Genomic DNA, 12165 nt, shown 5'->3' with positions numbered 1-12165 from the left:
CGGGCGCCCTCCGGCCCCGCCGCCCGCTCAACCCACCCGCTCAACACCCCAAACACCCCAAATGGTTGCCCGTCAGTCGAGCGGATAGGAGCGCAGGTATTCCGGCATCGCCACCGGCCACTGCAATTCGCGCTCGATGCGCTGGCGCAGCGCATCGCTGGCCGCCGGCTCGCCATGCACCACGAAGGTCTGCCGCGGCGCCTGGCCGAAGCCGCCCAGCCACGTCATCAGCTCGTTGGCGTCGGCATGCGCCGAGAGCGTCTCGATCTGCGCGACCGCGGCCCGGATGGCCACCTGCTTGCCGTGGATGCGCAGCTCGCGCGCGCCCGCGGCCAGCGCCGCGCCGCGCGTGCCGGCCGCCTGGAAGCCCGACAGCAGGATGGTGTTGCGCGCGTCCTGGCCGTAGGTCTCCAGGTGATGCACGACGCGCCCGCCGGTGGCCATGCCGCTGCCGGCGAGAATGATCTTGGGCGCGCGGTCGCGCTTGAGCCACGCCGACTGCTGCACGCTCTGCACCAGGATGGCCATGTTGCAGGCCGCGGTGCAGTCCGCGCGCTCGATGCGCAGCTCGTCCGGGTGCAGCGCGAACACCTCGGTGGCGTCGATGGCCATCGGGCTGTCGAGGTAGACCGGCACCGGCGGGATGCGGTTCTGCTGGCGCAGGCGGTAAAGACAGTACAGCAGCGCCTGGCTGCGCCCCACCGCGAACGCCGGGATCACCACGCTGCCGCCGCGCCCGATGGTGCGGCTGACCACCTCGCCCAGCAGGTCGAGCGGGTCGCCCTCCGGATGGACGCGGTTGCCGTAGGTGGACTCCACCAGCAGGTAGTCCGCCGCGCGCACCGGCTCCGGCGCGCGCATGACGACGTCCTGCTGCCGCCCCAGGTCGCCGGAAAAGACGATGCGCCGCCCGCCCGCGTGCAGCGTCACGATGGCCGAGCCGATGATGTGCCCGGCGCGGTGGAACTCCGCCTCCACGCCGGGCGCCACGGCCACGCGGGTGTCGTAGTGGGACGGCTCCAGCCGCCGCAGCGCGCGCACGGCGTCGGCGCCATCGTACAGCGGCAGCGCCGGATGATGGCGCGAGAAGCCCTCGCGGTTGGCGAAGCGCGCGTCTTCCTCGGCCAGGTGGGCGGAATCGGGCAGCAGGATATGGCACAACTGGGCGGTGCCCATGGTGCAGAAGACCCGCCCGCGGAAGCCGTTGCGCACCAGCAGCGGCAGGTAGCCGCTATGGTCGATGTGCGCGTGCGTAAGCACCACCGCGTCGAGCCGGGCCGGATCGACCGGCAGCCGCTCCCAGTTGCGCAGGCGCAGCGCCTTGTAGCCCTGGAACAACCCGCAGTCCACCATCACGCGGCTGTGGCCGGTATCCAGCACGTACCTGGAGCCGGTCACGGTGTCGGTCGCGCCGAGAAATTGCAGTTGCATCGCTGCGTTCCGCCTGTGGGTGCTATGGAGTGCTATGGGATGCCATGGAGTGCCGCGGCGCGAACGGGACACGCGCATCGCCGGCGCCGGCGGCATGGGCCGCGCCGCCCGCGCGGCGGACCGTCAGCGGTCGTCAGTCAGCGGATTGCCACGCGCCGCGGCGGGTCGTGGATCCCGGGATTGCGCATCGCTTGCCTCCATGAGGTGAACGGCCCGGTCCGGGCCTGCGTTTCATGGTGGCACAGGGGAACAAAAGAGCCTTGTTCCAGATCAAGGCCGGCGCCGCGCCGGCGCGGCGCTCAGAGCTCGCCTTCGTCGAACAGCCGGTGGCGGATCGCGTACCGCACCAGCGCGGCCTCGCTGGGCAGCTGCATCTTCTCCATCAGCCGCATCTTGTAGGTGCTCACGGTCTTGGCGCTGACGCACAGGCCGGCGGCGATCTCGGTCAGCGGCTCGCCGAGCACGAGCCGCCGGTAGACCTCCATCTCGCGGTCCGACAGGCGCAGGTGGGGTTCGTCGCGGTGCTCTTCCTGCAGGCTGTTGGCGAGCTTTTCCGCCATCGCCGGGCTCACGTAGGTGCCGCCCGCGGCCACCTTGCCGATGGCGCTGACCAGCTCGGTCGCCGCGCTCTCCTTGGTCAGGTAGCCGGCCGCGCCCGCGCGGAACGCGCGCACCACGTATTGCTCCTCGGCGTGCATGGTCAGCACCAGGATGCGCAGCGCCGGCAGCTCGGCGCGCAGCTGCTTGATCAGCTCCAGGCCGCTGCGCCCGGGCATGGACAGGTCCAGCAGGATCACGCGCGGCTTGCACTCGCGCGCCATCTGCAGCACCTGGGTGCCGTCGACCGCCTCGCCCACCACCTCGAAGCCGCCCGACCTGCCGAGGATGTGGCGCAGGCCGTCCCGCACCACGGCATGATCGTCGGCGATCATCACGGAAATCATGTCAGCGCCTCCGGGCTGGTCTTGTCGCCGTCGGCCTCGCCGCCCGGCAGCGGGAAGCAGACCGTCAGGCAGAATCCGGCGTTCTCGGGCGGCGTGGTCGAGACCGTGCCGGCCAGCAGGCGCGCGCGCTCGCGGATGCCGACCAGCCCCAGCGAAATGCGCCGGCTGCGCGCCGGCCGGCCGGCCGCGGCGGCGGCGCTGCCGCGGCCGTTGTCGCGCACCGTCAGCTCATAGTGCGCCGGGTGGCGCACCAGCCCGATGTCCACCTGGCTGGCCTCGGCGTGCTGCACCACGTTGCTGAGCGCCTCCTGCACGATGCGGAACACCGCCGTGGCGGCGCGCTCGCCCACGTCTTCCTCCTCCGCCGCGTGCACCGCTACGGCGATGCCGTAGCGCGCGGAAAACTCCTTGGCCAACCACTCGATGGCCGGCATCAGGCCCAGCTCGTCGAGCAGCGCCGGGCGCAGGTCGGCGGCGATGCGCCGCACCGAGGCCACGGTCTCGTCGATCACCAGGTGCATGGCCGCGGCCTGGTCCAGCAGGCCCTGCGCCGCGCCGGCCTCGCGCAGGTCGCCGGCCAGGATCGCCAGGTCCATCTTGAGCGCGCTCAGGCGCTGGCCCAGGTCGTCGTGCAGCTCGCGCGCGATGCGGCGGCGCTCCTCCTCGCGCGAGGCCTGGACCCGGTCGGAAAGCTGCTGGAGTTCCTCGCGCGACGCGCGCATGGCGGCTTCCGCGCGCACGCGCTCGGTGGTGTCGCGCAGGATCACGGTGAAGAGCTTGCCCTGGCCGTCCCGGGTCTGCGAGATGGACGCCTCGATCGGGAACTCGGAGCCGTCGCGGCGCAGCGCATGCAGCACCCGCTGCAGGCCCATCTGCCGCTCGCTCACGCCGGTCACGCCGAAACGGCGCACATGTGCCTCATGCGTCTCACGGAAGCGCGCCGGGATGAAGTCCCCGAGCGGCCTGCCGAGCGCCTGCGCCGCCGTGTAGCCGAACAGCCGCTCGGCCATCGGGTTGAACAGCACCACGCGCTGGGTTTCGTCCACCGTGATGATGGCCTCCATCGAGGAGCGGATGATGCCGGCCAGGCGGGCTTCGCTGGCCTGGATGCGCGCCGGGTCCTGCGCGGCGGGTTGCTGCGGTGGGTCAGTCTGTTGGGAAGCCATGTCGGTAGCCGTCTCTGGGGCGAAGCGTGCTCCGCCGGCGGCGGCCCGGCGGGAGCGCGCGGGCCGGCTGGCGGAGACGAAAGGTAGCCGACCTGCATGATACGCATTCGTGGTCCGCGGCGGGCGCCCTTCGCGCGGTTGCCGCACGCTTTTGTCAGGAAAACCTGACAAGGCCCTTCCTTTCCCGGACGCCATTCTCAGCCGGCGCTGCTTTCGGCCGGCGCCGCCGGCGACGATACTCCATCACATGAATACGTTGCCCTGCGCCGAACCGCTGACCGTCCTCGTGCTCGAGCATGCGCCCATGATCAGCGCGCGCCTGACGCGGATACTGCGCGCCATGAAGGAAGTGGAACTGGTGGCCTCGTCGCGGGAGCCGCGCGCGGCCATGCTGGCGGCCCTGATCCTGCTGCCCGACGTGGTGATCCTGGCGCTGCCGCTGCGCCGCGAAGCCGGCATGCGCGCGCTGCAGGACCTGGCGCACATGCGCCGGCAGGCCACCATCATCGTGCTGAGCAACTGTGCGATTCCGCCGATGCGCGATGCCTACCTGCAGGCCGGCGCGTCGTATTTCTTCGACAAGACGATGGAACTGGACGCGCTGCGCGGCGCGCTGCTGCAGCTCGCCGCGCAGAAGACCGCCGCGCGGCAGGCGGCGCGGCAGGACAGCGCCGCGGACAGTGCCGCGGACAGCGCAGCGCATTGACGGCAGCACCGGGAAACAGTGTATTTGAACCGCGGCACGCCCACCGGCATGCCCAAGGGATGAACGAGGCCACCATGTCACAACACCTGCAACAGGAAGCACCGCCGGCAGCCAGCGCTGTCCTCCACGCTCCCCAGGTCATGCGGTTCCTGTCGCAGGAGCCGCCGGCACCGCCCGCGACGCCTGCCGCACCCGCGGCGCGCGCCGGCACCAGCCACAAGGCCAGCTGCTCGAACTGCGCGATGCGCAACATCTGCCTGGGCAGCAAGCTCAACGACGCCGAGCGCATGCGGCTCGACACCGTGATCCACAACTGGCGCATGGTCAGGCGCGGCGAGGCGCTCTACCGCGCCGGCGACGCGTTCCAGAGCATCTACGCGCTGCGCTCCGGCTCGTTCAAGACCGTGGTGGCCCATGCCAACGGCTGCGAGCAGGTCAGCGGCTTCTTCCTCACCGGCGAGACACTCGGGCTGGACGGCATCTGCACCGAGCAGCACGCCTGCGACGCCATCGCGCTCGAAGACAGCGCGGTCTGCGTGATCCCCTTCCACCTGCTGGAGGCGCTGTGCCGCGAGATGCGCTCGCTCCAGCAGCAGGTGCACCGCATGCTGAGCAGCGAGATCGTGCGCGAGTCCGGCGTCATGCTGCTGCTGGCCAGCCTGTGCTCCGAGCAGCGCGTGGCGGCCTTCCTGCTCAATATCTCGGCACGCCAGAAGGCACGCGGCTACTCGCCGCGCGAACTCACGCTGCGCATGACCCGCGAGGAAATCGGCAGCTACCTCGGCATGAAGCTCGAAACCGTCAGCCGGACCCTGTCGCGCTTCCAGCGCGACGGCCTGATCAGCGTGCACGGCAAGCGCATCAGCCTGCTGGACCTCGACGCGCTGGACCGCGTCTAGGCCCCCCGCCCGCCCGGCAGCGGCCCTGGCCAACCCGGCAGCCCTTGACCCCCGTCAAGCCGGCGCCCGGCCACCCGGCTAGCATGGAGACTTGGCCCGCCGCCACCGGCGGGCGCCACCCGGGAGAGCCACGCATGGAAGCAGAGGGACTCGCGCGGGCGCTGATGCGGCCCGCGGCCTACCCCCACCCCGTGGACAAGGTCACCCTGATCGAAACCCACATCTCGCAGGTCTTCCTGGCCGGCGCGTTCGCCTACAAGATACGCAAGCCGGTGTGCCTGGACTTCGTCGATTTCCGCAGCCTGGCGGCGCGCCGCGCCGATTGCGAAACCGAGCTGCGGCTGAACCGGCGCCTCGCCGCGGCGCTGTATCTCGGCGTCGTGCCGGTCACCGCCGGCCCCGGCCCGCACGAAGTCACGGTCGGCGGCGACGGCCCGGCGCTGGAGTACGCCGTGAAGATGCGCCGCTTCCGCCAGCGCGACATGCTTGCCACGCTGGCCGAGGCCGACCAGTTGAGCGGCCCCCAGGTCGAGACGCTGGGCCGCCATCTGGCCGCCTTCCACGGCGACGCCCCGGTGGCGGCCGCGGACAGCGGCCACGGCACCCCGGCGCAGATCGCCGCGGTGATGGAGCAGGCCCTGGCCGGGCTGGCCGCGCTCGCCCCGGAAGACGCCATGACGGCGCAGGTGGCGGCGCTGCTGCGCGAACGCGCCGCGGCGCTGCGGCCCGCCTTCGGCAAGCGGCTGGCGAGCGGCCATGTGAGGGAATGCCACGGCGACCTCCATCTCGGCAACGTGGCGCTGATCGACGAGGTGCCGACCCCGTTCGACTGCCTGGAATTCAACGCCGGACTGCGCTGGATCGACACCGCCAGCGACATCGCCTTCCTGTTCATGGACCTGCAGCATCACGGCCGGCAGGACCTGGCCTACCGGCTGCTCAATACCTACCTGGAATGCAGCGGCGACTACGCCGGGCTGGCCGTGCTGCCGTTCTACACCGCCATGCGCGCGGTGGTGCGCGCGCGCGTGCTGCTGGAGCGCGCGCGCCAGCGCGGCGCGGCCGGCACCATCAGCGCCGAGGAAACCGCCAGGACACGGCTGCAGTGCAAGGACCTGCTGGGGCTGGCCAGCGCCACGCTGACGCGCCGCCCGGGCGCCATCACCATCATGCACGGGCTGTCCGGCAGCGGCAAAAGCACGGTGTCCCGGCGCCTCGCGCTGGCCGGGGCGATGGTGCGCGTGCGCTCCGACGTCGAGCGCAAGCGGGCCGCCCACAGCGCCAGCCCGCCCGGCGCCGGGCTCTACGCCGCCGGGCGCACCGCGCGCGTCTACCAGCACCTGCTGGCGATCTGCCGCCTGGGCAGCGCCGCGGGCTTTCCCATGATCGCCGACGCGACCTTCCTCGCGCGCAGCCAGCGGCAGCGCTTCGCCACCCTGGCGGCGCGCCGCGGCGTGCCGTTCTCGATCGTCGATTGCGATGCCGACGTGGCCGTCCTGCGCGCGCGCATCGCGGCGCGCACGCGGCAAGGCGGCGACCCGTCGGACGCCACGCTGCAGGTGCTGGAAGGACAGCGGCGCGCGCAGGAGCCGCTGGGCAGCGACGAATGGCGCCACGTGGTGCGCATCGGCGCCGGCACGCTGGTCTACTGATACCTGCCCGCCGGTCTGCCGCTGGTTTACCGACACCGCCGCGCCGGCATGGAAAAGGCCCGCCGCGCGCAAGCGGGCGGGCCTCCGGCTCCGGCCCGGATTGGCCGGCTCGAGTCTGGCCGGCTCAGGCTTCGTTGGGCGAGATCCACGCGGGACGCTGGGCGCCGCCGCGCTGCCCGCCGGCGGCCTCGACCTGATCGGCGAACGTGCGCAGCGACGGCTGCACCGTGCCGCTGACGACATCGCTCTGGCGCAGCGCCAGCACCGGCGACGGCGGCGTCCGGCCCAGCCGGGCGATCTCCTCCGCCGCGTTGAACGCGCCCTGCCGGGCCATCACGCAGATCACCGAGGTCTCGCAGGCCAGCGGCGCGCTCTCGCGCAGGAAGCTGCGCATCGGCGAGGCCAGTTTGCCGATCCACACCGGCGCCACGATCACCAGCCGACGGCAGTCGGCCGGCGCCGGCCCGGCGTAGCGGTAGGCCACGCGGCGCAGCAGCAGATTGTCGATCACGCAGCGCAGGTCGCCCGCCAGCCCGGCGCGGCTGTCCACGTCGCTGACTTCCGCGAGCGGCCAGCCGGTCAGCGCGGCCAGGTCCTCGGCGACCTGGCGCGCGGTGCCGGTGCGCGAGTAATAGACGATCTGGATGCCTTGCTCGTTCTTGTTCATCATGTCTCCCCGGCCGGCGGCGCCTGCCTGCTGTGCTTGCTGTGCCTGTGCTGCCTGCTATGCCGGCTTGGGCGCATGCACCAGCAGCACCGGCAGGCGGCACTGCCGCACCAGCCCCTCGGCCACGCTGCCCATCAGCAGGCGCTTGACGCCGCGGCGGCCATGCGTGCCCACCACCAGCAGTTCGGCGCCGGCCTGCTCGGCCGCCTGCTCGATCGCGGTGGAGACATCGCCGAGCGCGAGCGGCTCGTCGATCATGATGGTGGTGCACTTGACCTGCGCGGCGGCGGCGCGCGCCTTGGCCTCGTCGAGCAGTTGCTGGCCGCCCTCGACCAGGCTGGTGCGCAGGTCCGTCAGGTCCACATAGCCGACCTCGTAGCGCAGGTAGCTGTTGTCGATCACATGCACCACCACCAGTTCGGCGCCGGTCGCGGTGGCCACCCGCAGCGCTTCTTCCAGCGCCTGCGTGGCGGATTCGCTGCCGTCCACGGCAACCAGGATCTTGCTGTACATCGTCTTCTCTCCCGCCGCGGTCGTTCCGCGGTCATCAAAAAGGGGGGCGCCCGGCCGCCCCCGCGGCGGCTCCGGTCCCGATGCATCCAGTTTGTGCGCGCCGGCGCCGGCCATGTTGATGTGGATCATGCATTTCGCAGCTTTGCCGCGCGCCGCGGGAGGCGGCTTGCCCGCTTCCCGTCATCGCGCGCCGCCTTGACGCGGCGCAAGCGGGCGCGCGCGGCGTGGCCTAGCATGGAAGCAATGGACAATGCGGCCGGTGGCCAACGGGGAGGCGGGAATGCGGAAGTGGATGCGAGCGATGGTCTTCGACGGCGGCGGCCCGCTGCTGCGCGCGGCGCGCGTGCCGGTGCCGGTGCCCGGCCCCGGCGAGGTCCGCATCGCCGTGACGGCCTGCGGCGTCTGCCGCACCGACCTGCACATCCTCGACGGCGAGCTCGCGCAGCCCAAGCCCGTGCTGATCCCCGGCCATGAGATTGTCGGCAGGATCGAATCCTGCGGCGAGGGCGTCACCGGCTTCGCCGCCGGCGAGCGCGTGGGCGTGCCCTGGCTCGGCCGGACCTGCGGGCACTGCCCGTTCTGCGCGGCGCACCGCGAGAACCTGTGCGACGCGCCGCAGTTCACCGGCTACACGCGCGACGGCGGCTACGCCGAGTACGTGGTGGCGGACAGCCGCTACTGCTTCCGCATCCCGGACGGCTACGACGACGAGCATGCCGCGCCGCTGCTGTGCGCGGGCCTGATCGGCTACCGCACGCTGCGCATGGCCGGCGCGGCCCGGCGCATCGGCATCTACGGCTTCGGCGCGGCGGCCCACCTGGTGACGCAGATCGCGGTGGCGCAGCAGCGCGAGATCTACGCCTTCACGCGCCCCGGCGACGAGGCCGCCAGCCGGCTGGCGCGCGACACCGGCGCGTGCTGGACCGGCCCCAGCGACCAGCCGCCGCCGCGCCCGCTCGACGCCGCGCTGATCTTCGCGCCGGTCGGCGCGCTGGTGCCGCTGGCGCTGCGGGCCGTCGACAAGGGCGGCACGGTGGTCTGCGGCGGCATCCACATGAGCGACATCCCGTCCTTCGCCTACCGGCTGCTGTGGGAGGAGCGCTCGCTCGTCTCGGTGGCCAACCTCACGCGCGCCGACGGCGAGGAACTGATGCGCATCGCGCAGACCACGCCGCTGCGCACCACCATCCGGGTCTATCCGCTGGAGCAGGCCAACGCCGCGCTGGCCGGCCTGCGCGCGGGCACCCTCAGCGGCGCGGCGGTGCTGCGCATCGGCGCGCACGCCTCGGACGCTTGACATGCGTCAACACGCGGGCGGCGCCGGCCTTTATTCTCCAGCCAGCGGCGGCGCCCCGGCAAGGCCGCCCGACCAGACATAGCGACAGAACATAGCCACCGGACATGGCGGCAACCCAGCCAGGAGAAATACATCATGTACGACAAGATCTTGCTCGCGGTGGACGGCAGCCGCTCCTCGGACCTGGCGCTGAGCCAGGCCATCCTGTTCGCCAAGGCCACCGGCGGCGAAGTCAGGGCGCTGTTCGTGGCCGACGACGCCGACGTGTTCTACTTCGCCGGCACCACCTATCCGTCCTGGCTGATGGACAGCATCCGCACGATGGGCGAGGAAACGCTGGCCGCGGCCGACAAGCGCATGACCGAGGCCGGCGTGCGCCACTCGACCAGGCTGATCGAGAACCCGGTCTCGCCGGGCCTGATCGCCGAGACCATCGTCGGCGAGGCCGGCACCTGGGGTGCCGACCTGATCGTGCTGGGCACGCATGGCCGGCGCGGCGTCAAGCGCCTGGTGATGGGCAGCGTGGCCGAAGGCGTGGTGCGGGAGAGCAGCAAGCCCGTGCTGCTGATCCGCAGCGAAATCAAGGAATGAGGGCGGCGCACCGGACGGACGCGCCGCGCCGCCGCGCCGGCGACCCCGGCGCCATGCTGAAGACCACCCTGCTGGCCGCGCTGCTGGCCGCCTCGCTGGCGGCCTGGCATGCCGGCGCGCGGGCCGCCGAGGCTGCCGAGGCTGCGCTGTGGTTCTCGCAGGGCCGCCCCGTGGCCGAGGCCCGGCAGGCCGTCGACGCCCTGGCCGACGCCGCCGCCGACGGGCTGGCGCCGGACGAATACGGCGCCGCGCCGCTGCGCCGCGCGCTTGCGCAGGCGCAGGACGGGCCGCCGCTGGCGCCGGACGCCGCGGACCGCCTCGACCGGGCGCTGACGACGGCGATGGAGCACTATCTGGCCGACCTGCACGGCGGCCGCATCGACCCGCGCCAGATCCACGAGAATTTCTCCGGGACGGCCGACCCGCGCTTCGACGCCGCCGCCTACCTGCGCGCCGCCGTCGCCGCGCACCGCCTGCCCGAGGCCGTGCGGCAGGCGGCCCCCGCGTTCCCGCTCTACGGCGCGCTGCGCGAGGCGCTGGCGCGCTACCGCGCGCTGGCCGCCGGCAGCGCGTGGCAGGCGCCGCTGCCGCCGCTGCCGGCGCGCAAGCTGGCGCCCGGCGCGCCCTACGCCGGCGTGCCGGCGCTGGCGCGACGCCTGGCCGCGCTGGGCGACCTGCCCGCCGGCGCGGCGCTGCCCGAACGCTACGAGGGCGCGCTGGTGGACGGCGTCAAGGCCTTCCAGCTACGCCACGGGCTGGCCGCGGACGGCGTCATCGGCGCGGGCACCTTCACGCAGCTGAACCTGCCGCCGGCCAGCCGCGTGCGCCAGATCGAACTCACGCTGGAGCGCCTGCGCTGGACGCCGCTGCTGGACGGCCCGCGCATGATCGTGGTGAACGTGCCGGAATTCGTGCTGCGCGCCTACGACATCGAGGACGGCGGCGTGCGGGTCAGGGCCGAGATGAAGGTCATCGTCGGCAAGGCGCTCGATACGCGCACGCCGCTGTTCAAGGAGGACATGCGCTTCATCGAGTTCAGCCCCTACTGGAACATCCCGCCGTCCATCGCGCGCGCGGAGACCCTGCCCCGGCTGCGCCGCGATCCCGGCTATTTCACGCGCCAGGGCCTGGAGTTCGTCGGCGGCGACGGCAAGGTGTCGACCGCGCTGTCGGCGGCCAGCCTCGATGCCGTGCAGCGCGGGCAGATGCGCATCCGGCAGCGCCCGGGGCCGCTCAACGCGCTCGGCGACATCAAGTTCATCTTCCCGAACAACGACAACATCTACCTGCACCACACGCCGGCGCCGCAACTGTTCACGCGCGACCGCCGCGACTTCAGCCACGGCTGCATCCGCGTGGAGGACCCGGTGGCGCTGGCGCGCTTCGTCCTGCGCGACATGCCGGAGTGGACCGAGGCGCGCATCCGCCAGGCCATGGACAAGGGCCAGTCGAGCACGCTGCGGCTGCGCGAGCCGCTGCCGGTGGTGCTCGCCTACGGCACCGCCATCGTCAAGGCCGACGGGCGTGTATATTTCTTCGACGATATCTACGGGCTCGACGGCCTGCTGGACCGGGCCCTGAAGCAGCACGCGGCCAGCCGGCGCCCGGAAGCCGCCGCCGCCGTGCCCGCCAGCCCAACGCCCTGACGCCAGGAGGAAACCACCGATGCCGATGTCCAAGCCCTTCCACCGCCGCGCCTTCCTGTCCCGCTCGGCGCGGCTGGCGCTGGCCGGCGCGGCGCTGCCGCTGGCCAGCCCGGCCTTCGCCTCGCTGGCGGCGCTGCCGGACGCGCGCAGCCTGTCGTTCGACCACACCCATACCGGCGAGCGCATCGCGGTGGTGTTCGCCGTGGGCGATCAGTTCGTGCCCGAATCGCTGGCCGCGCTCAACCACTTCCTGCGCGACCACTACAGCGGACAGGCCGGCGTCATCGACCCGCAGCTGTTCGCGCTGCTGTACCGCCTGCGCCGCACGCTGGACAGCGACAGCCCGTTCCAGGTGATCTCCGGCTACCGCAGCCCGGCCACCAACGCGCGGCTGCGCCGCACGCGCGGCGGCGGCGTGGCCAGCCACAGCCTGCACATGGACGGCAAGGCCATCGACATCCGCCTGGCCGGGGTGCCGCTGGCCGACCTGCGCGACGCGGCGCTGTCGCTGCACGGCGGCGGCGTGGGTTTCTATCCGCACGAGCAGTTCGTGCACGCGGATACCGGGCGCGTGCGCGACTGGTAACGGCGCGGCGCAGGCGGGCGCGAGCCCGCGCCCGGGAAACGGCAGGCCGGCGCGATGCGCCGGCCTG

General features: G+C 72.6%; 12 protein-coding genes. 7 read left to right on the top strand and 5 right to left on the bottom strand.

The features are described from left to right. Positions 1-72 precede the first annotated feature (72 nt). From K206_RS0111470 to K206_RS0111460, 3 genes are all read right to left on the bottom strand, one after another. Positions 73-1431, bottom strand: coding sequence for an MBL fold metallo-hydrolase RNA specificity domain-containing protein (locus K206_RS0111470; RefSeq protein WP_020202556.1), 1359 nt, complete (start codon positions 1429-1431; stop codon positions 73-75). Positions 1432-1730: 299 nt separating this feature from the next. Continuing rightward, positions 1731-2375 carry a response regulator transcription factor gene (locus K206_RS0111465; protein WP_020202555.1) on the bottom strand — a complete coding sequence of 215 codons (645 nt, stop codon included), beginning with the start codon at positions 2373-2375 and terminating at the stop codon, positions 1731-1733. Then, entirely contained in the window at positions 2372-3541 is a 1170-nt protein-coding gene (locus K206_RS0111460) for a PAS domain S-box protein (RefSeq protein WP_020202554.1), read from the bottom strand. The genes K206_RS0111465 and K206_RS0111460 overlap by 4 nt, the downstream gene beginning before the upstream one ends. A 247-nt stretch (positions 3542-3788) precedes the next feature. On the opposite strand from K206_RS0111460, the gene K206_RS38035 reads away from it, so the two are divergent. The 3 genes from K206_RS38035 (at position 3789) to K206_RS0111445 (ending at position 6798) form a co-directional block, all read left to right on the top strand. Further along, positions 3789-4247, top strand: a complete 459-nt coding sequence (locus K206_RS38035) for a response regulator (protein WP_020423750.1) — start codon at positions 3789-3791, stop codon at positions 4245-4247. A 140-nt stretch (positions 4248-4387) separates the two neighbouring features. After that, positions 4388-5146: a fumarate/nitrate reduction transcriptional regulator Fnr gene (gene fnr, locus K206_RS0111450; RefSeq protein ID WP_020202552.1), complete on the top strand. Its 759-nt coding sequence runs from the start codon at positions 4388-4390 to the stop codon at positions 5144-5146. Between the two features lie 134 nt (positions 5147-5280). Beyond that, positions 5281-6798, top strand: a complete 1518-nt coding sequence (locus K206_RS0111445) for a bifunctional aminoglycoside phosphotransferase/ATP-binding protein (RefSeq protein WP_029043506.1) — start codon at positions 5281-5283, stop codon at positions 6796-6798. 124 nt (positions 6799-6922) lie between these two features. Here the strand turns inward: K206_RS0111445 and K206_RS0111440 are convergent, their stop codons facing one another. Together K206_RS0111440 and K206_RS0111435 are read right to left on the bottom strand one after the other, a co-directional pair. Next, positions 6923-7468, bottom strand: coding sequence for a hypothetical protein (locus K206_RS0111440; RefSeq protein ID WP_020202550.1), 546 nt, complete (start codon positions 7466-7468; stop codon positions 6923-6925). Positions 7469-7522: 54 nt separating this feature from the next. Beyond that, positions 7523-7978 carry a universal stress protein gene (locus K206_RS0111435; protein ID WP_020202549.1) on the bottom strand — a complete coding sequence of 152 codons (456 nt, stop codon included), beginning with the start codon at positions 7976-7978 and terminating at the stop codon, positions 7523-7525. A gap of 280 nt (positions 7979-8258) precedes the next feature. Here K206_RS0111435 and K206_RS0111430 point away from each other — a divergent pair, with 280 nt between their 5' ends. The 4 genes from K206_RS0111430 (at position 8259) to K206_RS0111415 (ending at position 12098) form a co-directional block, all read left to right on the top strand. After that, positions 8259-9275, top strand: coding sequence for a zinc-dependent alcohol dehydrogenase family protein (locus K206_RS0111430; protein WP_081651375.1), 1017 nt, complete (start codon positions 8259-8261; stop codon positions 9273-9275). Between the two features lie 135 nt (positions 9276-9410). Continuing rightward, complete coding sequence (locus K206_RS0111425; protein WP_020202547.1) at positions 9411-9866, top strand: universal stress protein; 456 nt, start codon at positions 9411-9413, stop codon at positions 9864-9866. Between the two features lie 53 nt (positions 9867-9919). Further along, entirely contained in the window at positions 9920-11512 is a 1593-nt protein-coding gene (locus tag K206_RS0111420) for a murein L,D-transpeptidase (RefSeq protein ID WP_043366305.1), read from the top strand. A gap of 19 nt (positions 11513-11531) precedes the next feature. Beyond that, positions 11532-12098, top strand: a complete 567-nt coding sequence (locus tag K206_RS0111415) for a DUF882 domain-containing protein (RefSeq protein ID WP_020202545.1) — start codon at positions 11532-11534, stop codon at positions 12096-12098. Positions 12099-12165 lie beyond the last annotated feature (67 nt).

Source organism: Cupriavidus sp. WS (assembly GCF_000395345.1).
GTDB lineage: Bacteria > Pseudomonadota > Gammaproteobacteria > Burkholderiales > Burkholderiaceae > Cupriavidus > Cupriavidus basilensis_B.
This window is presented reverse-complemented; position numbering and strand designations above follow the sequence as displayed.